At 53.7% G+C, this 22,776-nt stretch carries 23 protein-coding genes, 1 tRNA gene and 4 pseudogenes; 15 read left to right on the top strand and 13 right to left on the bottom strand.

Features of this window, described 5'->3' with window-relative positions; genetic code table 11:
* Window positions 1-13: 13 nt before the first annotated feature.
* From QYC28_RS10300 to QYC28_RS10290, 3 genes are all read left to right on the top strand, one after another.
* Complete coding sequence (locus tag QYC28_RS10300) at window positions 14-3,994, top strand: DNA-directed RNA polymerase subunit beta'' (RefSeq protein WP_302679432.1); 3,981 nt, start codon at window positions 14-16, stop codon at window positions 3,992-3,994.
* Between the two features lie 203 nt (window positions 3,995-4,197).
* Window positions 4,198-5,028: a M48 family metallopeptidase gene (locus QYC28_RS10295; RefSeq protein WP_286649612.1), complete on the top strand. Its 831-nt coding sequence runs from the start codon at window positions 4,198-4,200 to the stop codon at window positions 5,026-5,028.
* 2 nt (window positions 5,029-5,030) lie between these two features.
* The gene (locus tag QYC28_RS10290; protein WP_302679431.1) at window positions 5,031-5,696 is read left to right on the top strand and encodes a cytochrome b/b6 domain-containing protein; all 666 of its coding nucleotides are present in this window, start codon (window positions 5,031-5,033) and stop codon (window positions 5,694-5,696) included.
* Here QYC28_RS10290 and QYC28_RS10285 read toward each other — a convergent pair.
* The 3 genes from QYC28_RS10285 to QYC28_RS10275 all read right to left on the bottom strand — a co-directional run bounded on the left by QYC28_RS10285 (window position 5,680) and on the right by QYC28_RS10275 (window position 6,721).
* Window positions 5,680-6,282, bottom strand: coding sequence for an HAS-barrel domain-containing protein (locus tag QYC28_RS10285; RefSeq protein WP_149820538.1), 603 nt, complete (start codon window positions 6,280-6,282; stop codon window positions 5,680-5,682). The genes QYC28_RS10290 and QYC28_RS10285 overlap by 17 nt on opposite strands.
* Before the next feature lie 3 nt (window positions 6,283-6,285).
* On the bottom strand, window positions 6,286-6,618 hold the full coding sequence (ndhS, locus tag QYC28_RS13295; RefSeq protein WP_286627186.1) for a photosynthetic/respiratory NAD(P)H-quinone oxidoreductase subunit S: 333 nt from the start codon (window positions 6,616-6,618) through the stop codon (window positions 6,286-6,288).
* Window positions 6,619-6,629: 11 nt separating this feature from the next.
* Window positions 6,630-6,721: transfer RNA gene (locus QYC28_RS10275), tRNA-Ser, on the bottom strand.
* A 225-nt stretch (window positions 6,722-6,946) separates the two neighbouring features.
* Here QYC28_RS10275 and QYC28_RS10270 point away from each other — a divergent pair.
* The 5 genes and pseudogenes from QYC28_RS10270 to QYC28_RS10250 all read left to right on the top strand — a co-directional run bounded on the left by QYC28_RS10270 (window position 6,947) and on the right by QYC28_RS10250 (window position 12,146).
* The gene (locus QYC28_RS10270) at window positions 6,947-8,704 is read left to right on the top strand and encodes a TolC family protein (RefSeq protein ID WP_302679430.1); all 1,758 of its coding nucleotides are present in this window, start codon (window positions 6,947-6,949) and stop codon (window positions 8,702-8,704) included.
* Between the two features lie 3 nt (window positions 8,705-8,707).
* Window positions 8,708-9,283: pseudogene (locus QYC28_RS10265) on the top strand (GDP-mannose 4,6-dehydratase); the annotation flags it as partial.
* A 1,032-nt stretch (window positions 9,284-10,315) separates the two neighbouring features.
* Window positions 10,316-10,825, top strand: a pseudogene (locus QYC28_RS13290) (GDP-mannose 4,6-dehydratase); the annotation flags it as partial.
* 2 nt (window positions 10,826-10,827) lie between these two features.
* Window positions 10,828-11,769, top strand: a complete 942-nt coding sequence (locus QYC28_RS10255) for a GDP-L-fucose synthase (protein WP_302679429.1) — start codon at window positions 10,828-10,830, stop codon at window positions 11,767-11,769.
* Window positions 11,766-12,146 carry a GxxExxY protein gene (locus tag QYC28_RS10250; protein ID WP_286625587.1) on the top strand — a complete coding sequence of 127 codons (381 nt, stop codon included), beginning with the start codon at window positions 11,766-11,768 and terminating at the stop codon, window positions 12,144-12,146. The genes QYC28_RS10255 and QYC28_RS10250 overlap by 4 nt, the downstream gene beginning before the upstream one ends.
* A 23-nt stretch (window positions 12,147-12,169) precedes the next feature.
* Here the strand turns inward: QYC28_RS10250 and QYC28_RS13285 are convergent.
* From QYC28_RS13285 to QYC28_RS10220, 7 genes and pseudogenes are all read right to left on the bottom strand, one after another.
* Window positions 12,170-12,370, bottom strand: a pseudogene (locus QYC28_RS13285) (transposase); the annotation flags it as partial.
* A gap of 61 nt (window positions 12,371-12,431) precedes the next feature.
* Entirely contained in the window at window positions 12,432-12,548 is a 117-nt protein-coding gene (locus QYC28_RS13280) for an IS630 transposase-related protein (RefSeq protein WP_399362138.1), read from the bottom strand.
* Between the two features lie 56 nt (window positions 12,549-12,604).
* Window positions 12,605-13,399: a DNA adenine methylase gene (locus QYC28_RS10240; RefSeq protein ID WP_302679428.1), complete on the bottom strand. Its 795-nt coding sequence runs from the start codon at window positions 13,397-13,399 to the stop codon at window positions 12,605-12,607.
* A gap of 74 nt (window positions 13,400-13,473) precedes the next feature.
* Complete coding sequence (locus QYC28_RS10235) at window positions 13,474-13,770, bottom strand: YggT family protein (RefSeq protein ID WP_149820523.1); 297 nt, start codon at window positions 13,768-13,770, stop codon at window positions 13,474-13,476.
* Window positions 13,771-13,791: 21 nt separating this feature from the next.
* Complete coding sequence (locus tag QYC28_RS10230; protein WP_149820521.1) at window positions 13,792-14,115, bottom strand: metal-sensing transcriptional repressor; 324 nt, start codon at window positions 14,113-14,115, stop codon at window positions 13,792-13,794.
* 11 nt (window positions 14,116-14,126) lie between these two features.
* Complete coding sequence (locus tag QYC28_RS10225; RefSeq protein WP_149820518.1) at window positions 14,127-14,348, bottom strand: hypothetical protein; 222 nt, start codon at window positions 14,346-14,348, stop codon at window positions 14,127-14,129.
* Between the two features lie 14 nt (window positions 14,349-14,362).
* Window positions 14,363-14,680 (bottom strand): annotated as a pseudogene (locus QYC28_RS10220) (helix-turn-helix domain-containing protein); the annotation flags it as partial.
* A 323-nt stretch (window positions 14,681-15,003) separates the two neighbouring features.
* Between QYC28_RS10220 and QYC28_RS10215 the strand changes: the two are divergent.
* The gene (locus QYC28_RS10215; RefSeq protein ID WP_149820516.1) at window positions 15,004-15,459 is read left to right on the top strand and encodes a DUF948 domain-containing protein; all 456 of its coding nucleotides are present in this window, start codon (window positions 15,004-15,006) and stop codon (window positions 15,457-15,459) included.
* Here QYC28_RS10215 and holA read toward each other — a convergent pair.
* On the bottom strand, window positions 15,396-16,403 hold the full coding sequence (gene holA / locus QYC28_RS10210) for a DNA polymerase III subunit delta (RefSeq protein WP_190278066.1): 1,008 nt from the start codon (window positions 16,401-16,403) through the stop codon (window positions 15,396-15,398). The genes QYC28_RS10215 and holA overlap by 64 nt on opposite strands.
* A gap of 60 nt (window positions 16,404-16,463) precedes the next feature.
* Between holA and QYC28_RS10205 the strand changes: the two genes are divergently transcribed.
* Genes QYC28_RS10205 through QYC28_RS10190 form a run of 4 tightly spaced genes read left to right on the top strand, consistent with a single transcriptional unit; the run spans window position 16,464 to window position 19,894 of the window.
* Window positions 16,464-16,910 carry an LptA/OstA family protein gene (locus QYC28_RS10205; protein WP_302679426.1) on the top strand — a complete coding sequence of 149 codons (447 nt, stop codon included), beginning with the start codon at window positions 16,464-16,466 and terminating at the stop codon, window positions 16,908-16,910.
* Window positions 16,870-17,658: an LPS export ABC transporter ATP-binding protein gene (gene lptB, locus QYC28_RS10200; RefSeq protein ID WP_302679425.1), complete on the top strand. Its 789-nt coding sequence runs from the start codon at window positions 16,870-16,872 to the stop codon at window positions 17,656-17,658. Before QYC28_RS10205 ends, lptB begins: the two co-directional genes overlap by 41 nt.
* 2 nt (window positions 17,659-17,660) lie before the next feature.
* Window positions 17,661-18,797 carry an LptF/LptG family permease gene (locus QYC28_RS10195; RefSeq protein ID WP_149820508.1) on the top strand — a complete coding sequence of 379 codons (1,137 nt, stop codon included), beginning with the start codon at window positions 17,661-17,663 and terminating at the stop codon, window positions 18,795-18,797.
* A 35-nt stretch (window positions 18,798-18,832) separates the two neighbouring features.
* Window positions 18,833-19,894 (top strand): 3-deoxy-7-phosphoheptulonate synthase, encoded by a 1,062-nt coding sequence (locus tag QYC28_RS10190; protein ID WP_149820506.1) that lies wholly within the window; start codon window positions 18,833-18,835, stop codon window positions 19,892-19,894.
* 27 nt (window positions 19,895-19,921) lie between these two features.
* Here the strand turns inward: QYC28_RS10190 and QYC28_RS10185 are convergent, their stop codons facing one another.
* Window positions 19,922-20,260, bottom strand: a complete 339-nt coding sequence (locus tag QYC28_RS10185) for an STAS domain-containing protein (RefSeq protein WP_149820504.1) — start codon at window positions 20,258-20,260, stop codon at window positions 19,922-19,924.
* 200 nt (window positions 20,261-20,460) lie between these two features.
* Between QYC28_RS10185 and QYC28_RS10180 the strand changes: the two genes are divergently transcribed.
* Together QYC28_RS10180 and QYC28_RS10175 are read left to right on the top strand one after the other, a co-directional pair.
* The gene (locus tag QYC28_RS10180) at window positions 20,461-20,691 is read left to right on the top strand and encodes a photosystem I reaction center subunit IV (RefSeq protein WP_011057407.1); all 231 of its coding nucleotides are present in this window, start codon (window positions 20,461-20,463) and stop codon (window positions 20,689-20,691) included.
* A gap of 11 nt (window positions 20,692-20,702) precedes the next feature.
* Window positions 20,703-21,557 carry a DNA-formamidopyrimidine glycosylase gene (locus tag QYC28_RS10175; protein WP_302679424.1) on the top strand — a complete coding sequence of 285 codons (855 nt, stop codon included), beginning with the start codon at window positions 20,703-20,705 and terminating at the stop codon, window positions 21,555-21,557.
* On the opposite strand, the gene QYC28_RS10170 is transcribed toward QYC28_RS10175, so the two are convergent.
* Window positions 21,527-22,765: a sensor histidine kinase KdpD gene (locus tag QYC28_RS10170; RefSeq protein ID WP_302679423.1), complete on the bottom strand. Its 1,239-nt coding sequence runs from the start codon at window positions 22,763-22,765 to the stop codon at window positions 21,527-21,529. The genes QYC28_RS10175 and QYC28_RS10170 overlap by 31 nt on opposite strands.
* Between the last annotated feature and the right edge of the window lie 11 nt (window positions 22,766-22,776).

Below are 22,776 nucleotides of genomic sequence, written 5' to 3'. Positions count from 1 at the left end.
AGAGCCCAACACCATGACTGAGAAAAAGCCTGTTTTCTTTAACCGCATCATTGACAAAAAAGGCTTGCGGAACCTAATTGCTTGGTCGTTTAGCAACTTTGGCACCGCCCGCACAGCGGAAATGGCCGACAAAGTCAAAGACCTTGGCTTTCGCTATGCCACCCGCGCCGGTGTCTCCATCAGTGTTGATGACCTGCTCGTGCCCCCGAAAAAACAGGAACTCCTCGAAGCCGCTGAAAAGGAAATTAAAACCGCTCAGGAGCGCTACTCGCGGGGTGAAATTACGGAGGTGGAACGCTTCCAGAAGGTGATTGACACTTGGAACACCACCAACGAAGAACTGAAAAACGAGGTGGTGCGGCACTTCCGTAATACTGATGTCCTCAACTCCGTGTATATGATGGCCTTCTCGGGGGCACGGGGGAACCTCTCGCAGGTGCGCCAGTTGGTGGGAATGCGGGGGTTAATGGCCAATCCCCAAGGGGAAATCATTGACCTGCCGATTAAAACCAACTTCCGCGAAGGGCTGACGGTGACGGAGTACATTATCTCCTCCTACGGTGCGCGTAAAGGACTGGTGGATACAGCACTGCGGACGGCGGACTCCGGTTACTTGACCCGGCGCTTGGTGGATGTCTCCCAAGATGTGATTATCCGCGAAGAGGATTGTGAAACGGAGCGGGGCATTACGCTGCGCAGTATGACGGTGGGGGATAAGGTACTGGCGCTAGAGGATCGGCTTTTGGGTCGAGTGGTGCTCAATGATGTCTGCCATCCGGAAACGGGCGAAGTGCTGGTGGCCAAAAATCAAGCCATCTCTGCTGATCTAGCGAAGAAAATTGTTGATGCGGGTATCGAAGAAGTAGTGGTGCGATCGCCCCTCACCTGCGAGGCCACTGGCTCTGTGTGTCGTCTTTGCTACGGCTGGAGCCTTGCCCATGCCCAACTGGTGGATATGGGAGAAGCGGTGGGCATTATTGCCGCTCAATCCATTGGTGAACCCGGTACGCAGTTGACCATGCGCACGTTCCACACTGGTGGGGTGTTTACGGGGGAAGTGGCTCGCCAAGAACGCGCTCCCTTTGCTGGCACGGTGGAGTACGGCAAGAAATTACGGGTACGTCCCTACCGCACTCGTCACGGGGATGATGCCTTTATTGTCGAAACCGCTGGCAAGCTTGTGATCAAAGGCGCTCAACAAAGCCAAGAATTTGACCTCTCCCAAGGGTCAATTGTGCTAGTGGCAGAGGGTGAAACCGTTGAAGCGGGTCAATTGTTGGCGGAAGTGGCGCAGGCCTCCCGCAGTGTCCGCAAGTCCACGGAGAAAGTGACCAAGGATGTGGCCTCGGATTTGGCGGGTCAAGTGAAGTTCGTCAACCTCGAAGCAGAGGAGAAGCGCGATCGCCAAGGCACCACAACGCGCATTGCCCCCAAAGGTGGCTTGATTTGGGTACTGTCTGGGGAAGTCTATAACCTGCCCCCCGGTGCAGAGCCGGTGGTGAAAAATGGCGATCGCATTGAAGCCGGGGCCGTGCTTGCAGAAACCACGGTGAAAACCGAGCATGGCGGTGTCGTGCGTCTCCCTGAGCAACAGGATAGCAAAGGCGGTCGCGAGGTGGAAATTATTACTGCCTCGGTGATGCTCGATAAAGCCAAGGTGCTCAAAGAAACCCAGCAGGGACGCGAGCATTACATTATTGAAACCGCCACTGGTCAGCGCTTCTCCTTGAAAGCTGCCCCCGGTACGAAAGTCGCCAATGGTCAAGTGGTGGCCGAACTCATTGACGATCGCTACCACACCACGACTGGCGGTATCCTCAAATATGCCGACATTGAAGTGGCCAAAAAAGGCAAAGCCAAGCAGGGCTACGAAGTCCTCAAGGGGGGGACGCTCCTGTGGATTCCCGAAGAAACCCATGAGGTAAATAAAGACATTTCGCTGCTCATGGTAGAGGACAACCAATACGTCGAAGCAGGGACGGAGGTTGTCAAGGACATCTTCTGTCAAAACAGCGGTGTCGTCGAAGTCATCCAGAAAAACGACATTCTGCGGGAAATTATTATCAAGCCCGGCGAACTGCACCTTGTGGATGATCCGGAAGCCGCGCGGCTGAAGCATGGTGTGTTGGCGCGTCCGGGTGAAGAGGTACTCCCCGGCCTTGTGGTTGAAACCCTCTCGCAAGTGGATTATCTGGAGGACACTCCCGAAGGACCAGCGATTCTGCTGCGCCCCGTCCAAGAATTTAGCGTGCCTGATGAGCCATCGGTACCCAGCCAAGACTCCAGTGATAGCTCAGGGCAGTCCATTCGCCTGCGGGCTGTGCAGCGGTTGCCCTACAAACACGATGAGCGAGTTAAATCCGTTGATGGCGTTGATCTGCTGCGGACACAGTTAGTCCTTGAAATTGGCAGCGAAGCCCCCCAACTGGCTGCTGACATTGAAATTGTGACGGATGAGGTGGATCCAGAAGCCCGGCGCCTCCAACTGGTGATTCTGGAATCCTTGGTGATTCGCCGTGACATTGCTGCCGATCAAACCCAAGGCAGTACGTTTACTTCCCTCTTGGTCAAGGATGGCGATCACATTGGCCCCGGTGCCGTGATTGCCCGCACGGACATCAAAGCCAAGCAGGCAGGTGAAGTGCAGGGGATCTTGCGCAGTGGGGAATCGGTTCGCCGTATTCTGGTCGTTACTGAGAGCGATCGCCTGCGGATCGAGACCAACGGGGCTAAACCCACGGTCAAAGTTGGCGATCTCGTGCGTCCCGGCGATGAACTGGCCAAGGGGGTGACTGCCCCAGAAACAGCAGCGGTCATGGCGGTGGCCGATGACCACGTGATCCTGCGCTTAGCCCGTCCCTACCTTGTCTCGCCGGGGGCAGTGCTGCAAATTGAGGACGGTGACCTTGTGCAGCGCGGGGATAACCTCGCCCTGTTGGTGTTTGAGCGGGCGAAAACGGGGGACATTATTCAGGGGTTACCTCGGATTGAAGAACTCCTTGAAGCGCGCCATCCCAAAGAAAAATGCGTGCTGGCTGTGCGCCCCGGCACCTGTCAAGTCACCTATAACAGTGATGACAGCGTAGATATCAAAGTCATTGAAGAGGATGGCACGATTCAGGAATACCCTGTCCTGCCGGGTCAAAACCCCTTGGTGGTGGATGGTCAAAAGGTCAATCTCGCTGACCCCCTCACCGATGGCCCTGTGGATCCCCACGACATCCTCTCCATTTACTTTGAGTACTACAAACCCCAAGGGTTGCTCAAAGCCGCCCAAATTAGCCTTGAGAAGGTGCAATCCTTCTTGGTCAACGAGGTGCAGTCGGTGTATCTCACCCAAGGGATTGAGATTGCCGATAAACACATTGAGGTGGTCGTCCGCCAGATGACCTCGAAGGTACGGATTGATGATGCCGGCGATACAATCGTTCTCTCTGGGGAACTCATGAGTCTGCGCCAAGCGGAGCAAGCCAACGAACCCATGGCACTCACCGGTGGTGCACCTGCCCAATATACCCCTGTCCTCTTGGGGATTACCAAGGCTTCACTGAATACCGATAGCTTTATTTCAGCCGCCAGTTTCCAAGAGACAACACGGGTACTCACGGAAGCGGCCATTGAAGGCAAGTCCGATTGGCTGCGGGGACTTAAGGAAAACGTCATCATTGGCCGTCTCATCCCAGCGGGCACCGGCTTCAACAGCTACGAGGAAAGTAGCAACGGCGACGAAGAGTGGGAAGAGGGTGAAGATCGCTTGGGTCAAACCCACGTTATCAGCCCTGAACCCGAACCCCCCTCAATGACGGTCAATGTGACCGCTGACCTCGGTGAGGATGTCCTCATTGACGATGAAACGGCGCCCCACGTGATTGAAAAAATCACTGGACGGACTCGCGATTTTGAATTCGCCAGTAGTGATGCTGACGATGAAGAGGACGAACTCCTAGACGAGGACGATGACTATGGGGAGGAAGAGGAGGATGACGCCTTCTAACTAAAACTCCCTTGACTAAAGAAGGCTACGGTAGAGGTGAGCACCTAATCTAGGAGCAAGCGATGGGTGCACTTGCCGTAGCTTTTTTGGTCTCAGGTCGCAGATCATGCCGAACACCGCCGAACGTTTTGGCAGGGATGCGAGAAACCTGTGCCATACCTTAAAATTGGCAGTAGAGGGGTCAAAGTAAAAATCACGATTTCATGCCTGTTCCAGCGTATTCCAGCCTGAGGGCTGATCAGTTTCGTCATCCCCGCGATCGCGAGGCCACCCAAGCACTCCAACAACTGCCGGGGTTAGATCTTCTCGTGCGATCGCTCCTAGGTTCGGTGGCGGAGCAGGCCTTTTATCTTGAAAATATTGGCAGCAGTCTGCGCCTAAGTGAACAGCAACTTCCAGACATTTACGGGCTTCATATCGAGGCTTGCCGCATTTTAGGCCTAGAGCCACCCCAACTGTATCTGAAACAGCATCCTGTCCCCAATGCCTATACCTTTGCCATGCGGGGCAAGCAGCCCTTTGTTGTACTGCACTCCTCCCTTGTGGAATTGCTGACACCCAAGGAATTGCAGGCAGTACTGGCGCACGAGTTGGGACATCTGAAGTGCGAGCATGGCGTGTATCTGACGATCGCCAACCTGCTGCTGTTTGCCACTAGTCAACTCTCCCCTTGGGGCTTGCTCTTGGCGCAAGGACTGCAAACCCAATTGATGCATTGGTTGCGCTGTGCTGAACTCACCTGCGATCGCGCGGCCTTGTTGGTGACCCAAGACCCGCGGGTTGTGGCCTCGGTGCTGATGAAACTCTGTGGTGGCTCGCCCCAGTGGAGCGATCGCCTGAATCTCGATGCCTTCATTGCCCAAGCGCGTGACTATGAGGCCGCTGATCGGGGTTGGTACAACCTTTTCAAGGAATTGCAGGCCAGTCAACTGACTCACCCACTACCGGTGCTGCGGGCACGGGAAATTCTAGATTGGGCGGAAACGCAGCAGTACGATCGCCTCGTCAAGCAATTACACCCTGTTCGTCAATAACGATGGCCAAACCGATTCCCTATCAACCCCTTCTGCTACGCCTTGCCCATGGGGCGATCGCGATTTTGGCACTCCTCGCTCTCATCTCAGGGTTTTGGGTCTACAACACCTACGATGGCCGCTGGGGATCACTGCCCCTACCCAAGATTCCCGATATTCAAGGCCTCCACGGGACGATTGCCCTCGTCCTTTTATTGCTGTTTCCCTTCTTTGCGCTCTACTGCTTTCATTGGGGCGATCGCCGGCTGTTGCACAAGAAATCCTTGGCGCAACTTTCCCAAGGGAATTGGCACGCTTGGCAACGGTTGGCAAATACCCTAATGCTGGTGGCGGTCACGTTTGCCCTTATCAGCGGGCGGATGATGCAGGAGGAGTGGTTGCCCACAGGCGAGCTAAATCGAGGCTGGTACTTGGCTCATTTAGGGGCTTGGAGTGTGGTGCTCCTGAGTTTGCTGTCTCACTTGATTCTGGGGGCAAAGGCAGGGGGGCGGCCACTTTTGGTTTCAATGGTGAGTTTTGCAATCCGCCCAGAGGATCGGCGGATCGGGAACTGGTGGCGTGGCGGTAGGCTCAAGCCTTCCAATCAAGTGTTGTTGGGCCTAGAAATTGTTATTTTGCTGGGGATTGTGATTGCTTTTGTTTTGCCCGCTATCATAACTGCTCGATAATGCCCCGCAGGCGATCGTAGTCATCCTTGAGGAGTCGGTTCAGGTATTGCGCTGCCTGCACCAGCCACTGGCGATCGCGCTGGCGGAGTTGATACAAGGAACGCAGCGTTGCCGCCACCAAGGCATCGCCGGGACCATAGCGCAGGGTCAACAGTGTTCGCAAAAAGGTCAATGTGCCACTGAAGGCAATCACTTCCTCAACAGGACAGCCATAGACCTGCTGGTGCATTTGGGGTGGGTGGGGGGGCAAATGGTGATAAAAGTGTTCCTGTTCCTGAAAGCCAGTGATGGCGATCGTGATCTCAGTTTTCAACATGGCAAAAATATGGGGCTGCTCTTGCCGTAGTTGCTCTAGGGATAGCCCCAAGGCGGTGGCACGGTGAATGGTGTCAATGGGAGCCGTTACTACATAGGCAACAACGCCATAAATGACGCGATCACCTTCAGGAATCCGCACCCAACTACCCAAGGCGGGCACTAGGGGAAAATCGAGGCTAGCGGGTTCGTGGCACTGGGCAATGCAGTGATCCGTTGCGGTTTGGATAATTTCCGCAAAGGGCTGGGGGGGAGGCGATCGCCGCGCCATCGTTTACTTTTTCGCTTTCGCTTTTTCCTTGGGCGTGGTCACCACTGGCTCTAGCTCACTAGTCTGAAAAGTAACCAATTTATCCCAGTTCCCGCCTTCAAAGAGCACTGCCACTTTGCCATCTGTAACCCGCTGTACAATCCCCTGAAATTGGTAGTAGGTATCGTTGGGATTGGTGACCTTCACGGTCATACCAGGGAGAATTGTCATTGCTAAGTCGCTGGCCATCGTCTTATCCCAAAGATGTTTATGTGAATTTATTATCTCCTGCCCTTGCCCCGTTCGCGCTTTGCTGAGGGGTAGCAAAGGATAAGTGTCAGCTATTGGTTTGATGATCTTTTCTTCAACGGAGAGGGAGGGATTCGAACCCTCGGATAGGAGTTACCTGCCTATCAACAGATTAGCAATCTGCCGCTTTCGACCACTCAGCCACCTCTCCTTTTTGAGGGTTCCTTATTGTAGATCAGTTTTCTCCCCCTTTTCAATCCTCGTGGTCTGCGGCTGTTGCTCTAGGGGGCGATCGCAATCGAGAATCCATGCTAGAGTTTTGCAGAATGGGTGTGTTGTGGGAGTGAAGCACATGGCTGTATGCTGGCAATCTTCACCAGTGCTTAGGCGCAGTCCTACCGTGGCTAAGTTGAGCAGGTTGCACGTCTAAGTTCTCATGTTGAATGATCTTGCCCTGAATCCCCAAAAAATGCTGGTGTCGGGACTCCTCGCGATCGCCCCCGTGACGCTGTCTAGCTCGGTTCAAGCTACACCCACCACGACTCCAATGGCACAGGCATCTTCCCAAACGCCAGCCTCGGATGTCCTCACGCCTCTCGACCCCAATCCCGATAGACTGGCGCTTCCTGAGACGGTCAAGATTGATCTCAATCAACCCCTCACCCTCGAGCAAGCGATTGAGGTGGCGATTCGCAATAACATTGGCCTACAGATTAGTGAGCTACAACTACAACGGGCACGGGCACAACTGCGACAGGTGCAAGCACAGCTTTATCCCACCCTTGTGTTTCAAGCCAGCATTGGCCAAAATACCTCCCCCGGTGGCCAGCCTGCCTACCTGCCCCTCAACTTTCAGCAGCAACTCTCTTTACAACAGCAGCAACAGCAACAGGCGCAGCAACAGCTTCTCGCTCAGCAACTGGCCGCCAGCAGTATTTTGAATACTCAGGTGCAACGACTGCAACAGCGATTTCAAGGCCCCCAACTCACGGCGTTTTCGGATCAGCAAAACCTTGAGCTGCAACAGCAACTGCAACAACTGCAAAATAGTGCCAGTCAGGCGGCTACCCCCTCCAACTTCACTCCCATTACCCTTGCACCAGTAAATCGACTCAACTTTACGAACTTTTTTACCAATCTTTTTGGGGCGACGAGTGGGGCAACGTCGAATGCAGCCCTGGTGATGAACTATACGTTGTTTGCGGGGGGCGGGCGATCGGCGGCCATTGCAGCAGCTCGTGACCAAGTGCGCCTCAGTGAACTAGAGGTACAACGCCAACGCCAACAACTGATCCTTGATGTAACGAATGATTACTATTTGGCGCAACAGGCCAAGGTACAGGTGCAAATTGGTGAAGCTGCCGTAGCCAATGCCCAAGTGACCCTGCGGGATGCGACGGCCTTTGAGCAAGCCGGGATTGGCACTCTATTGGATGTGTTAACTGCCGAGGTGAACCTTGCCAATGCCCAGCAAAACTTGAGCCAAGCGCGCAATTTGGAAATCACCACCCGGCGACAGTTGGCACAGCGATTGAATGTGAATCAGACGGTGGATGTGGCGATCGCTGACCGCGTTGAACCCGCTGAAGAATGGTCACTTTCCCTTGAGGATAGTATTCTCCTTGCCTATCAGAACCGTGTTGAGCTAGAGCAGCGGCTGCTACAGCGCACGATTGCCCTGAACAATCGTCAGGTAGTATTGGCGGCTACCCGTCCCCAACTGAGTCTCTTTGCCAGTGGCAATCTGCTGGACAAGGTCACGGATGATCTCGCACCTCGCTTTGGCTATGGGGTAGGACTGCAAATGCAATTAGACCTCTTTGATGGCGGCAATGCCCGTGCCAGTGCGGCTCGCCAAGAAGCCCTTGCAGCAACCGCTGAGGAACAATATGCCAATCAGAAAAACATCATCCGCCTAGAGGTGGAAACAGCCTACACCAATCTCAGAGCCAATGCGAAAAACATTGCTACAGCACGGACAGCGGTTACCCAAGCCACTGAAGGGCTGCGCCTCGCTCGGCTGCGTTTTCAAGCGGGGGTAGGAACGCAACAAGAAGTCACCAATGCCGAAACGAATTTGACCCAAGCCCAAGGGAACCTTCTTGCTGCCATTTTGAACTATAATCGCTCCCTAGCCGCATTAAAGCGGGCTGTGGGCTATCCAGAACAAACACGTTTAGGCGCAAGGCAATAAAGGATGGGCGATCGCAAGCGGGCATTAATTACGGGCATCACCGGTCAAGATGGATCTTATCTGAGTGAGCTACTCCTTGAGAAGGGCTATGAAGTCCACGGCATTATTCGCCGCACCTCCACATTTAACACCGATCGCATTGATCACATTTACGTTGACCCTCACCAAGAGGGCGCTCCCCTGCGCCTGCACTATGGCGATCTTACCGATGGCGGTACCCTACGGCGCATTTTAGAACTGAGCCAGCCCGATGAAATTTACAATTTGGGGGCGCAATCCCATGTGCGGGTGAGCTTTGATGCGCCACAATACACCGTCGAAACAGTGGCCATGGGCACCCTGCGACTGCTAGAGGCCATTCGTGAATATCAAGAGCGCACGGGCAAACAGGTGAAGTTTTACCAAGCGGGGTCTTCCGAGATGTTTGGCTTGGTGCAGGAGGTGCCGCAGCGGGAAACAACGCCCTTTTATCCCCGCAGTCCCTATGCCTGTGCCAAGGTCTATGCCCACTGGCAAACGGTGAATTATCGCGAGGCCTATAATCTTTTTGCCTGTAATGGGATTCTCTTTAACCACGAGTGTGTGACTGGCACCACACCAGTGATTCTGCGGCGGCGGGGACTAATGGATATTCGGCCTATTGCCGATGTTGTTCCCCATCGCAGTGATCCCAAGCAGGGTAAACGCTACACAACCGACTTGGCACCCGAGGATCGCTTTGAGGTCTGGGATGCCGAAGGCTGGACCAGTGTGACCTGCATGACGGCCACTTGGAATGGCGGCGATAAAACCGTTCATCGGATCATGGCAGGGGCGGCTCTCTACGAAACAACTGCTGATCATCAAGTTTTTGTCCTCGATAGGGAAACGCCCTGCGCGAAGGAGACACAGCAGGTCCAGGTGGGCGATCGCCTTGCCCTCATTGATCTGCCCCCCGCTACAGAGCAAGTGGATGTCAGCCCCAGCGAAGCTTGGCTCCTCGGGATTCTAGTTGCAGAGGGGCATATTACCCCTGAAGGTAAAGTGAAAGTCGCTAACCAAGACCCAGAATTATTGGCGCGGGTCAGTGCCACATGGCGAAAAGTTGCCGCAGGATATACCAGTGAGTACACCGCTGCGAGCGGCTTCCCAAACGGTCAGCCTGTGACCCAACTGCATCTCAATGGCAATTGCGACTATGGCCGCTACCTCTACCCCCAAATCTATACCCGTGAGGGTCACAAGCGGATTCCCCAACGCATTCTCAACGCTGATCATGCAGCTCGCTTGGCGTTTCTTGAGGGCTTTAACGCTGGGGATGGTTTGCGCAGTACCCCTTGTACCTATGAATTTCAGGGCTTTTGCACGGCTTCACCCGTATTGGCGGCAGGCCTCTATTGGTTGGTGAGCACCACCTTGGAGCAGCGTATTACCCTTGGTCTCGAAGAACGGGGCGATCGCACCTACTACAAGCTGAATTTGAACAGTCCCCAGACCACCCAATCGGGACAGCATCTCTGTAAACCCAAGGACGAAGTCATTAAAGCCCACGCGATCGCCCATGAAGGATGGGTATTCGATTTGGCAACCACCTCGGGCACCTTTCATGCTGGCATTGGCCAAGGTTGGATCCATAACTCCCCGCGGCGGGGTGAAACATTCGTGACCCGCAAAATTACCCGTGCGGTGGCTCGCATCGTCGCCGGCCAGCAAAACAAGCTCTATTTGGGCAACCTAGAAGCGAAGCGAGATTGGGGCTACGCCAAGGACTATGTGCGTGCCATGTGGCTGATGCTGCAACAGGAGAAACCCGATGACTATGTGGTGGCCACAGGTGAAACCCACTCCGTGCGGGAATTTTTAGAACTGGCCTTTGGTTATGTTGGTCTCAACTGGCAGGACTATGTGGAGTTTGACCCCCGTTATTTGCGTCCCACAGAGGTGGATTTACTCTTGGGGGATCCAACCAAAGCCAAAACCGTTTTGGGTTGGCAGCCCTCGGTTACCTTTCCGGAACTGGTGGCGTTGATGGTGGAAGCGGATCTCCATGCCGTGGGGATTCAAGGAACAACCCCCAAAACCACCTCCGACACCGTGCTGGATCTCATTGCCCAGCGGCAGTTTATCAGTAAGGCAGACTAGTGATGGATCTCAGTAAAAAAAGGATTCTTGTCACCGGTGGGGCGGGATTTTTGGGACGCCAAGTGGTGGCGCAGTTGCAAAACGCCGGGGCAGTGCCTGAGCAAATCACAGTGGTGCGATCGCGCGACTACGACCTACGCCAACTCTCTGCTTGCCAAGCCGTCGTTCAAAACCAAGATATTATCATTCACCTTGCTGCCCATGTGGGGGGAATTGGCCTCAATCAAGTCAAGCCCGCTGAACTCTTTTATGACAACCTGATGATGGGGGCACAACTCATTGATTGTGCCTATCGCGCGGGAGTCGAGAAATTCGTCTGTGTGGGGACGATTTGCGCCTATCCCAAATTTACCCCTGTTCCCTTCAAAGAAAGCGATCTTTGGAACGGCTACCCCGAAGAAACCAACGCCCCCTACGGTATTGCTAAAAAAGCCCTTCTCGTGCAATTGCAAGCCTATCGGCAGCAGTATGGCTTTAATGGTATCTATCTCTTGCCCGTGAATCTTTATGGGCCGGGGGATAACTTTGACCCCCTGAGTTCCCATGTGATTCCTGCTTTAATTCGCAAAGTTTACATTGCTCAGCAACAGGGGGAGAGGGTGATTCCCGTGTGGGGGGATGGCAGCCCTAGCCGCGAATTTCTCTATGTTGAAGATGCTGCCCGTGGGATTGTCATGGCCACCCAAGCCTACGATCATCCTGATCCGGTTAACCTCGGTACGGGTGAAGAAATCACCATTAAGAATTTAGTTGAACTCATCTGCGACCTGATGGACTTTCAAGGCCAGATTAAATGGCAAACCGATAAGCCCAATGGTCAACCCCGCCGCTGCCTAGATACCACTAAGGCAAAAGAGGCCTTTGGGTTTCGTGCCCAAGTTTCCCTCAAAGAAGGCTTAGAACGTACAATTACTTGGTACCGTCAGCACGCTACGTCCCTATGAGACACTGGATCCAGCTTATTCAAGAGATTGCCCAAGACATCTTCCAAGAATTAGGCAGTGGTTTCAGCGAAGCCATCTATCAAAAAGCTTTTGAGGTTGCCCTGCGGGAACGGCAAATTGATTACGAAGAACAACGCAAGGTACCGATTTTCTTTCACGGTTATTTTGTGGGGGAGGCCATTCCCGATCTCATTGTGCGTGACAATGGCCAAGCGGTTGTAGTCGTTGAACTCAAGGCTGTTCAGAACATTGGCGATAAGGAAGTCAAGCAAGTCAAGAAGTATATAGAAACCCTCAAAATTCCTGTAGGGGTTGTCGTCAACTTTTCCACTTCTACAGCAGGGGATCGGCCGCAAATCATTGAAGTGAACCTATAGCTGTTCCAATAAAGAATGAGATATCATCCAGCACAATACTTGCGAATCACTTCATCAATCGAACTGTTTGACCCTGCATACATCCGCGCTCGCTTCAGCGCACTGAAGTCGTGCTCAATCACATTCAAATCAAGAGAGTATTTCGGTAAAAATAACACCTCGTGACCCGCCGCTTTCACCACTGCCTGGATCGCTCCTTTCGGATGAATCGGTGCATGATTCATACACCGTTCTTGGTAACGCATTTGTTTTTTTCGGGTGATGCCCATCTGGTCGAGGGCGTAACTAACAGCGATGGATGGTGGCGCGGCTCACCTGAAAGATTTGAGTCGCTTCACTGATTTTACCACCTTTCTTGATATATGAGACAACCCGCTCTCGTAAGTCCAAGGTATAGCTCATGTTCTTGAGTGATATTCATGAATTTTTGAGTATAGCCTATCCTTCTTGAAAATATCTCATTCCCTTTCGAAATGGCCATAGGTGACAACCAGCAGCTCGCTAATCTTACCGCGTTTGTGGTGATTGGAGTTGATCACACGGCTAGCTTTCAGTTCAATGCAGCGCCAAGATTGATACAGTTGCAGCATCGGTTCTACCCAAGCATTGCTGAGCATGACGTAGCATCCCCGTTGAGCCAACTCACCAACAACCTTAGCTAAGGCAATCTGTTCTGCTTCACCAAAGGGTTGATCGGTGTAGCTGGTGAAGCTGGCCGTTTTGGAAAGGGGATAGTAAGGCGGATCAAAGTAGATAAAATCCCCCGCCGTTGCCCAAGTTAAGACCTCTTGAAAATCCGCCACACTTAATGTCACGTTTTGCAGAGCAATGCTCGCTTGGCGCAGAGCCTCTGGATCAAAAATCTGGGGATTGCGATAACGACCCATGGGAACGTTGAACTGCCCCGCACGATTAACACGATAGAGGCCGTTAAAACAGGTTTTGTTCAGATAGATGAAGCGAGCCGCTCGCGCGAGGGGATCAAGTTGCTGCTGATCTAAGCTACGAATGTGGTAGTAAAAGGCTTCGCTGTGCTGCTGGCGATATGCCGTGAGTTCTTGAATTAAGTCCTCCACGCGATCGCGCACAATTTGGTAGCAGTTCATTAGTTCAGGGTTGCGATCGCTCAGCCGCGCCTGCTGAAACTGAAACTGCCCCTGTTGGGCTTGGCCAAAGAGATACCAGTAGAGTGCCGCGCTCCCACAAAACGGCTCAGCATAACAGCGACATTGATGGGGTAAATAGGGAGCCATTTGGCTCAACAATTGCGACTTGCCCCCCGCCCACTTGAGAAATGGTTTCGGGCTGAGGATTGTTGCTGTCCCCACTAGGCCGGTGGAAACAGGATGAACAACAGTCCCTGCTGCCCCACGAGCAATTCCCGTAGGAGCGTGACAATACCCACCCAGATAATGGGACTAATATCCACTCCCCCAAGGGGCGGCACGACGCGGCGAGTTGGTGCCAGCACAGGCTCTGAAAGCCAGTAAATCACTTTCAATGGCCCTTGGGTGAGGTTGATCTGGGGGTACCATGTGAGGACAATCCGCACCAGAAAGATCAGGGTAAAAAGGGCGAGGATGATTCCCAGTACCCAATTGATGACAACGACAGGCATTGGCATTGCTTACACTATCCCAAATCATTATCCCAAAAAATGATCAAGGGCAGCTTTAAGTTCTGCCAGTTCCTGATCAATGCGTCCCTCTTGAGCGGCACGAGTCACACATTCATTCAAATGCTCATCGAGAATCAGCCGTGCCACCCGATCCAACGCTCCCCGCACTGCGGCAATTTGAATCAGTACCTCTGGGCAAGGGCGACTATCCTGGACCATCGTTTTGATACCACGCACGTGCCCTTCAATGCGCGAGAGCCGATTGACGATCGCCCGCAGCGATTCCTCACTGTGATGATGGGGATGGGAATGTAGGGAAGGGGAAGAATGGGAATGAGATTCAGTGCCCACGGCAAACAGTCCTAAACAATAACAATCAGTACAACAATCAACCTATTGAACAGAATATTCAACAGATTAGGAACTAGGTGTTGTGTTGCTCCCTGTTGAAAATAATTTCTTAAATTCACTAAGCGTTGGCGATTCATAGCTGCCAGTTGTTGGCGCTGAGCAGGGCTGAGAACTTCTTGGACTTCTAAAGCAGCCGCAAAACGTGTTCGTTGCAGCATCTCCCGTAAGCTCATCACCAATGCCGCCGCTCAAACGCTTGATCTAGCCGCTTCAAGTCTTGCTGCAATGCTTGGGCGTTAACCGACGCTAAATCAGGGTTGGTCTGCTTTGCTTCAGTCAATCGTTGGCACTGCACGTTGAAGCTGGGGTAAGGGGCATCCGCTGGGATGATGTACTCGCTACGCACAGAGCAGGCATTGACTGGACATTTGCGCGAAGCAATCCAGTTTTTGCGCTCCCTCAGCGCGTGATTCCAAACCCTGCGGCACACCTCTAGATCGTGGTCGATCTGCTTGGCCTGCTGCTGGGTTAGTTTTAGTTTGTACTCGTACGTCAGGGTGAGCATGAGTGGATTATAGCTATTAGTCGCGCCCGATGTTCGGTGCTAGCTCAATATATCCAGCAACAAGCTGAGATTGAGTGACTACTCCCTGCAGTCGCCCGCTGCCTCACCACCACCTAACCGCTTTGCGGTATAGACGGAGCACTGCGGCGAATTTTGGTAGCAAACTTGCTAGCTGCGCTTGGTTTTGGCCATGAATGTTACGGCTCTTTCCTAAATTTTCGAATGGGCGTTTGCCTTGGGCGTCACTCCCGTAACTGTTGTCCCTAGGGAAGTCGTGATAGTATCGGGACACATCCCCCGCAGGATTCAGTGGACGAACCAACGTGACAGAACCAATTTTTTGGTTGGCGGTGTCACTGGTATTAGTGGCCGTATGCTTGGCAGCCGTTCTGGTTGCTGCGATTCCGGCATTTATGGAATTGGCACGGGCGGCGCGCAGTGCCGAAAAGCTCTTTGATACCTTGGGGCGTGAACTGCCGCCTACCCTAGAAGCAATTCGCTTGACGGGTCTGGAGATTAGCGATCTCACCGATGACATTAGCCAAGGGGTAGAAAGTGCGGGCAATGTCGTCAAGCAGGTGGATCAAGGAATTGCAGCGGCAAAACGCCAAGTTCAAGAGGCGAAAGTGACCACCCGTAGTGTTTTTGCCGGGGTAAAAGCCGCATGGCAAACGTGGAATCGTCCCAGTCGCAAACCTTCGCGGTTGCCGCCGAGTCAATTCTCACCGCCGCCAGAGCGATCGCTCCAAGAACGCCGTGAGCAGGCCAAGGAAAGCTGAATCATCCCTTGGCGTAGAGTCGCCACTGGCTCAGCCCCTAGCTTGAGTTGATACTCCGTGGTTAAGAGAATCTGCAAACAGGCTTGAAGGGCCGGCAAAGCAACAGCGTTCACTTCTTTTTGCAGGAAATAGACCCGTTTCGGATTTCCCACTTCGGCGAGCTTGGCAATGCGTTGATTGTCGCGCTCATGGCTGAGCAACTTGACCCACAACCACGTGCGAAATTGTTTCGTCAGGGTGGCCAAAAGGCGCAAGGGGGGTTCATTTTGGAGTAGCAAGTCCTCCAGTTGGCTCAGGGCAGTGGCTGTGTCTCCCCGCAGCAGGGTACTGGCAAGGGTGAGGCTACTTTGTTGGGTGGCATGAACAAGGGTGGTGATGTCTTCAGCGGTAAGGGGGCGATCGCCCGCAAACAAGGCCAATTTTTCTAATTCATTGTGGAGTTGGCGACTGTCATTGCCCACGGCTTCGGCAAGCAGTTGTATTCCTTCTGGGGGCAGGCGGACTGGATAGCGTTGAGCCGCCTCACGGATCTGCTGTTCAATCTCAGGGGTTTTCCAAGCGGCAATCGGACTAAATTCCTGAATCGTGCCATGCTGTTGCAGCAGCTTGACGGCTTTACTGCGGCTGTCGGGTTTTTGGCTACTGGTGAGCAGTAAATGACAGTTCGGAGGAACTTGCGGCAAGGTGAGTTCTAAATCTGCGAGTAGTTCCGCACTACAGCGTTGACCCAAGGTCGTATTCACCAGCCACACCAAGCGATCGCCTTCTCCAAAGGGCGGCGTCATCACCTGCGCCAACGCGGCTTGAACGGCCTCAGCATCCTCCCCAGCAAATTTTTCGAAGTTAAAACTCTCCCACAGGGGATCAACCACCCGCTGCCGTAGGTCTTTGACGGCCTGCTCGAGTCGAAATTGATCTTCTCCCCAGTAGAAGTAAACGGGCATGATGCGGAAATTTTCCCTTATCCACTAGGATAAAGACATTGTGGCGGAGACTTTAAGGAAATGTTGCACTCTTGTTCCCGATGGCCATCCCGCCTTTTGGCGCTGGGTACACTGGGGGTAGGGTTAGCAATCGCTCCCCTCCTCTGGCAGCCCGCAGACTCCCAAGAAACGCCTTCCCAAGCCCTCACCATCTTGGCGGATGTGCAGCAGGCAAATGCCGTCACAGGCGTGATCACGGCACGGGGCAATGTGCAACTACGTTATCCCGCCCGCCAAATTCAGGCCACGGCGGCACAAGCACAATACTTTAGCCGGGAGGGGCGCATTGTCCTCAGTGGGAATGTGTATGTTTTGCAACAGGGGAACAGTCTCCGCGCTGACACCATCACATATCTTATTGAGGAAGCAAAATTTGTCGCTCTGTCCGCCCCCAGCCGCCAAGTCGAATCTATTTTAATGATCCCCGATGACCCTAACCAACAAATTCTTACACCTGTGCAGCCCTAATGGGCGGTTTGCGCTACCGACCACGCTTCGCCTAGAGGGGGTATGTAAACGGTATGGCAGTCGTTGGGTGGTGGATCACGTCAGTCTCTCGGTGGCACGGGGAGAAGTGGTGGGTCTGCTGGGGCCCAATGGTGCAGGGAAAACGACGACCTTTTACATGGCCACGGGGATTGAACGACCGGATGATGGCCGAGTATGGCTGGATGATGAGGATATTACCCAAGCTCCCTTGCATCAGCGGGCACGGCGGGGCATTGGCTATCTGCCCCAAGAACCGAGTATCTTTCGCCAGTTGACGGTTGCTGAAAATATTCTCTTGGTTTTAGAGGAGACGGGAGTGCCGCGGCGACAGTGGCGCGATCGCTTGGATCAACTGCTGACGGAATTTCGCTTGACCCACATTGCCCACACCCTCGGTCGGCGAGTCTCAGGGGGAGAACGGCGGCGCACCGAATTAGCCCGTGCCTTGGCAGTAGGCAACCAAGGACCCAGTTTTTTACTGCTCGATGAACCCTTTGCGGGTGTGGATCCCATTGCTGTGCATGACCTCCAGGACATGATTGCCAAGCTGCGCGATCGCCAAATGGGCATTCTCATTACCGATCACAATGTGCGGGAAACGCTGGAAATTATTGACCGCGCCTACATTTTACGGGAAGGGCAGATTTTAGCCGCAGGGAATAGCTGGGAATTGGCACAGGATGCCAAAGTGCGGCAATACTACCTCGGTGAGGATTTTCGCTTCTAGACATGATCAGAGCACTGCGGCGGATCTGGCTGCCGACCCTCCCCAAGTTAGATCAGTATCTTCTCTCGCTACTGCTGCCGGGGTTTGTTTTTGGCGTTACAATCTTTACCACTTTGGCGCTGACCGTCGGCACGATTTTTGATCTGGTGCGACAAATTGCCGATGCTCAACTGCCCCTAACGATTTTGCTGCAATTGATTGGCTATCAACTGCCTACCGTCTTGGTCTTGGTGTTTCCGATGGCCGTGTTGCTCGCGGTTGTGGGGGCGATGAGTCGGCTCTCAGAGGAGGGGGAGTGGGTTGCGCTGCGCAGTGTGGGGATTTGTCTGCGCCGTGTCCTCGTCCCTGTGGTGGTTTTTGCATTGTTTGTGAGTGGGTTGACCCTTGCGCTCAATGAAATCGCCGTACCCATCGCCAAGTATGAATCGCAAAAACTCATGCGGGAGTTACTGCAACAGCAGCGTACCCTCGGCTCAGGCACCGATATTTTCTACCCTGAGTACGATCGCCAAGGAGATGTGCGGCGACTGTATTATGGGCATCGCTTTGATGGCAGCCGCATTCAGGGAATCACGGTTTTGGACTTTTCGCAACCGCAGGTGACTCAGGTCATTAGCGCTGAATCCGCGGAGTGGAATGTGCGTGAGAGTCGCTGGTTACTCTCTCAGGGGATAGCCTATTTGATTAGCCACACGGGGGTCAGCCGCAATCTGTTGCAATTTGACCAACAGGAGATCCGCTTGCCTCGGCCTGCCCAATCTCAACAACTGCGGCCAACGGATGTGGATGAACTCTCGATCACCCAAGCACGCCGTGCGCTGCAACGTCTCGATCCCAATCAAGAGCCAGAACTGGTGCGTGCCCTCAAGGTTCACTTGGCTCAGGCCTATGCCCAACCCTTTTTGGCGGTGGTCTTTGCCCTTTTAGGGGTGGGGTTTGGCCTCAGTCCCTCCCAACGGCGGGGGCGGCAGGGATTTGGCATTAGTGTGGCGGTGGTGTTTGGTCAGTACGTGCTCACGTTTTTTCTCGGTGCACTGGGGACGATTGGCACCCTCTCCCCCCTTGCAGCAGCGTGGTTGCCCCACGGCATTGGCTTGGTGGTGGCGATCGCCCTACTGTGGCGTGCGGATCGCAGCTAGAGAGGTATGATGAAAAAAGTGCTGATTGCTGATCCATGCCGCAAACGTTTGATCTTCACGTTGTTGAGACGCGACCCTTGTTGACGCCTGCTACCCTGCTGGCGGATTTGCCGCTGACCGAATCCCAAGCCACCCTTGTGGCCACAACCCGCGATCGCATTCGTGATATTTTCAAGGGGCGCGATCGCCGACTGCTGGTCATTGTGGGGCCTTGTTCAATTCACGATGTCAAGGCGGCCTTGGAATATGGGGAAAAGTTGGCGCGGCTGCGCGATCGCCTGCGGGATAGTCTTGAAATCGTCATGCGGGTTTATTTTGAAAAACCACGCACTTCTGTAGGCTGGAAAGGGCTGATCAACGATCCGCACCTCGATGGCAGCTATGATATCAACACTGGGTTACGCCTCGCACGCAAGCTGCTGCTGGATTTGGCCAACTTGGGGATGCCCGCCGCTACAGAATTGCTCGATCCAATCATTCCCCAGTACATTGCTGACGTTGTGAGTTGGACCGCCATTGGTGCTCGTACGACGGAAAGCCAAACCCACCGTCAAATGGCGTCGGGTCTCTCGATGCCCGTAGGCTTCAAAAATGGCACTGATGGTCACTTAGATTCGGCAATTAATGCCATGATCGCGGCACAGCAGTCGCACCATTTTCTGGGAATTAATGCTGAAGGCCGTGCCAGTATTGTTGCCACCACTGGGAATCCCGATACTCACCTTGTACTGCGCGGCGGCAAAGAGGGCCCTAACTATTCTGCCGCTCACATCGAAATGGCGGCTGCCCTCCTAGAGCGTAAGGGACTCACCCCCCGCCTGATGGTGGATTGTAGCCATGCCAACGCTGCCAAAGATGCCCAACGCCAAGTGCTAGTGTGTGAAAATCTTGCCCAGCAGGTACAGCAAGGTTCCCGTTATTTGGCGGGTGTGATGATCGAGAGCCATCTCAAGGCGGGTAATCAACCGATTCCCAAGGATCTTTCGCAGTTGGTCTATGGTCAAAGTATTACCGATCCCTGCGTGGACTTTGCGACAACAGTAACGATGCTCGAGGAATTGGCTAGTGCGGTGGGGTCACAACTGGTTGCCAGATAACTGAATCGCCTATTGTAGCAGGGGAAGCTAGTTACTTGCCCCTTGGGAAGGTAGATTCAATGAAAAGAATTCTTCCTCATTTTTGAGGATGTGAAAGACCTTATCCATGCTCGTGAGTTCAAAGAGCATCATCATCTGCTTGGGAATATTGCATAGGTAAAGCTGTCCCCCACCTGCCCGGACCGTTTTTAGGGCAACAACAAGAGCGCCTAAGCCAGAACTATCAATGAAGGTGACCTCACCACAATCCAGCAATAGGGCTTGAGTCCCCCCTTGAACCAGCTCACTAATGGTTTGACGAAATTCCTGAGCTTGGGGGCCACCAAAGACCCCAGACAGCTTAATCACTTCGACAGTATTGGCCATAACAGGATGATGGAAAGGAGTTCCCCGCTAGTATACAGCCTTTTTTTACCGAGATTCGTCACGCGACCAACCCATAACCGCCCTTTGCTGGGTTCCAGAGATGGGGTGCTCTGTGAAATTTTGTGGAGCGAGCGTAACAAGCCGTAGTAGTCATAGTAGGCTTAACTCTAGCCGTTGAGAAATTTTTAGGACGATAACTCATGGTGCAACGTGGTTCTAAGGTCAAGATTCTCCGCCCTGAATCCTACTGGTACAACGAAGTGGGTACCGTCGCCTCTGTGGATCAAACCCCCGGCGTCAAATATCCTGTGATTGTGCGCTTCGACAAAGTCAATTACACCGGCTACAGCGGCAGTGCCAGCGGTGTGAATACCAATAACTTTGCGCTGCACGAAGTGCAAGAAGTGGCTCCGCCCAAAAAAGGGAAATAGTTTCTGAGACCGTGCCGGAATTACCGGAAGTTGAAACCGTACGTCGTGGGCTAGAGGTGGTCACCCTTGGGCAACCCATTGTGGGGGTCGAGGTGCTTCTAGCCCGTTCTATTGCGCTTCCGGAAGAGCCGCAAGCGTTTATTGATCACCTGCGCGATCGCTCTATTCAACAGTGGCATCGGCGGGGCAAGTATCTTTTGGCCGCCCTCAATGACGGCAGTCGCCTCGTGATTCATCTGCGCATGAGCGGCCAGTTGTTGTGGCTGACGACTCCCCAGCCTCCCTGCCCCCATACCCGTGTGCGCTGGTTTTTCGCAACGGGGGCAGAACTCCGCTTTGTGGATCAACGGACGTTTGGTCGCTGTTGGTGGATTCCTGCACACTGCCGCCCCGAAACGGCGATTCCCACACTGGCCAGCTTGGCACCGGAACCCCTGAGTGAGGCCTTTACAGTTTGGTTCTTGGCGGAACGGTTGGTGCATTATCGTCGCGCGCTGAAAACGGCGCTCTTAGATCAAACCGTTGTTGCGGGCATGGGGAATATCTATGCCGATGAAAGTCTTTTCTTGAGTGGTCTGCACCCCGCCCTACCCACCTACACCCTAACGATTGAGCAGATCGTTCACCTCCATCAGGTGATTCGCCAAGTGCTGAGGGAAGCGATTGCAGCGGGTGGTACGACAATTCGTAGCTTTGTCACTCCGACGGGGGTGAATGGTTGCTATGGGGGTCAAGCATGGGTCTATGGTCGCAAGGGGGAAGCCTGCCGCGTCTGTGGCACAACAATTGAACGGCTGCGCTTGGCAGGACGCTCCAGTCACTATTGTCCTCGCTGTCAGCCACTCTCTTCCGCAATGGGCAAATAAAGGGTGAGAATTTCGCCCGCTTGGCGATCGCGCCGTTGAATGACCTTAGCGCCGACCGCTTCTATTAAGAGTTTTGCCGCCTGAAAGTTGAGACTCAGTTGCCCGGTTGCGGGATGCCACAGGAGCAGGTGCCCCAAGGCGGCCAGATCGCTGCGGTGTTTGTACTGGGGCGATCGCAATTCTAGCTTCACGTGCTGCCCTGCCCGCTGCACCACCAATTGCAGTTCACTCTCTGGGGCAAGGGTTTGGCTATAGTATTCCACTAACCCGGTCAAGACCTGATCTAAAGACCTTGGATCACTGAGAACAAGGGGTAAATTGGGCGGATAATCAAGAACCAATTTGACCTGACGACGCGCCGCCTGCTTTTGCCAGCGAGCCAAGTTGGTTGTGAAGAGTTCCGTCAAGTGGGTCCGCCCAAACGCAAGGGGGGGTTTGGGGCTAGGACTGGTGAAGATTTCGGCGGCATCACTCAGGAGATTAAAGCGGGTGATTTGATCTTGAATCTCTTGACCAATCTTTTGCAGATACTGGTACGTGCGCTGCGGTAGATTCTCTTGCCGTTGTAGCAATTGGATAAAGGTATTGATGGTGGTGAGCGGAGTGCGCACCTCGTGGGAAAGGGCTTGAAGCAGGCTAATGTCCGCAGCCATGGGGGTAGAAGTCACAGTCAGGGGCGTGGCCGCCGGTTGACTATAGTCCAGCAGCCATTGACCAAACTGACTCACCAAACGATAGCTGGGGGGCACCATCTCCACACTGGCCAGCCACTGATCAATGGGGTCGAGATCGGCTAAGGGAAGTTGCTGCCGCAACTGCTGCCAAAAAGCATGAATTTCCTCAGGAGCAAAGGAAAAGTGCAGTCCGCGCTCCCCTTGATAGATCAGTAAAAGATTAACCTCTGGACTCAGTAGTAGGCAAAAGGGATTCATGCCTTCTCGCGCCGCGGGCAAAAGGGTCATTGCCGGCAAAGCAGGATGGGTGTCTGTGGGGGGCAGGTAGGGCAGCGATCGCCCCTGGGGCATGAGGACATAGGTTTTTAGGGGACAATCTTGAAGAATGAGGCTGGGGAAGGAGACTAAAAAGCCCTCAATGGGATGCGTAACTGCCAATAATCTTTCTAAGGCAGCAACCCCCGCTTGCCACTGCCAAAAGCGATCGCCAGCACGGGTATCATACCGATCAATGGTGGAATGCGAGCGTCCCATAGCAGCCGATG

Origin of the sequence: Thermosynechococcus sp. HY596 (genome assembly GCF_030518715.1) — a bacterium.
In the GTDB taxonomy this organism is placed as follows: Bacteria; Cyanobacteriota; Cyanobacteriia; order Thermosynechococcales; family Thermosynechococcaceae; genus Thermosynechococcus.
Note: the sequence above shows the minus strand (reverse complement) of the source record. Positions and strands in the feature narration are given on the sequence as shown.

Coding starts and splice junctions, on each gene's coding strand:
- QYC28_RS10300 (WP_302679432.1), top strand. CDS start 14: ATGACTGAGAAAAAGCCTGTTTTCTTTAACCGCATCATTGACAAAAAA.
- QYC28_RS10295 (WP_286649612.1), top strand. CDS start 4,198: ATGCCTGTTCCAGCGTATTCCAGCCTGAGGGCTGATCAGTTTCGTCAT.
- QYC28_RS10290 (WP_302679431.1), top strand. CDS start 5,031: ATGGCCAAACCGATTCCCTATCAACCCCTTCTGCTACGCCTTGCCCAT.
- QYC28_RS10285 (WP_149820538.1), bottom strand. CDS start 6,282: ATGGCGCGGCGATCGCCTCCCCCCCAGCCCTTTGCGGAAATTATCCAA.
- QYC28_RS10270 (WP_302679430.1), top strand. CDS start 6,947: ATGTTGAATGATCTTGCCCTGAATCCCCAAAAAATGCTGGTGTCGGGA.
- QYC28_RS10255 (WP_302679429.1), top strand. CDS start 10,828: ATGGATCTCAGTAAAAAAAGGATTCTTGTCACCGGTGGGGCGGGATTT.
- QYC28_RS10250 (WP_286625587.1), top strand. CDS start 11,766: ATGAGACACTGGATCCAGCTTATTCAAGAGATTGCCCAAGACATCTTC.
- QYC28_RS13280 (WP_399362138.1), bottom strand. CDS start 12,548: ATGAGCTATACCTTGGACTTACGAGAGCGGGTTGTCTCATATATCAAG.
- QYC28_RS10240 (WP_302679428.1), bottom strand. CDS start 13,399: ATGGCTCCCTATTTACCCCATCAATGTCGCTGTTATGCTGAGCCGTTT.
- QYC28_RS10235 (WP_149820523.1), bottom strand. CDS start 13,770: ATGCCAATGCCTGTCGTTGTCATCAATTGGGTACTGGGAATCATCCTC.
- QYC28_RS10225 (WP_149820518.1), bottom strand. CDS start 14,348: ATGAGCTTACGGGAGATGCTGCAACGAACACGTTTTGCGGCTGCTTTA.
- holA (WP_190278066.1), bottom strand. CDS start 16,403: ATGCCCGTTTACTTCTACTGGGGAGAAGATCAATTTCGACTCGAGCAG.
- QYC28_RS10205 (WP_302679426.1), top strand. CDS start 16,464: ATGTTGCACTCTTGTTCCCGATGGCCATCCCGCCTTTTGGCGCTGGGT.
- lptB (WP_302679425.1), top strand. CDS start 16,870: ATGACCCTAACCAACAAATTCTTACACCTGTGCAGCCCTAATGGGCGG.
- QYC28_RS10195 (WP_149820508.1), top strand. CDS start 17,661: ATGATCAGAGCACTGCGGCGGATCTGGCTGCCGACCCTCCCCAAGTTA.
- QYC28_RS10190 (WP_149820506.1), top strand. CDS start 18,833: ATGCCGCAAACGTTTGATCTTCACGTTGTTGAGACGCGACCCTTGTTG.
- QYC28_RS10185 (WP_149820504.1), bottom strand. CDS start 20,260: ATGGCCAATACTGTCGAAGTGATTAAGCTGTCTGGGGTCTTTGGTGGC.
- QYC28_RS10180 (WP_011057407.1), top strand. CDS start 20,461: ATGGTGCAACGTGGTTCTAAGGTCAAGATTCTCCGCCCTGAATCCTAC.
- QYC28_RS10170 (WP_302679423.1), bottom strand. CDS start 22,765: ATGGGACGCTCGCATTCCACCATTGATCGGTATGATACCCGTGCTGGC.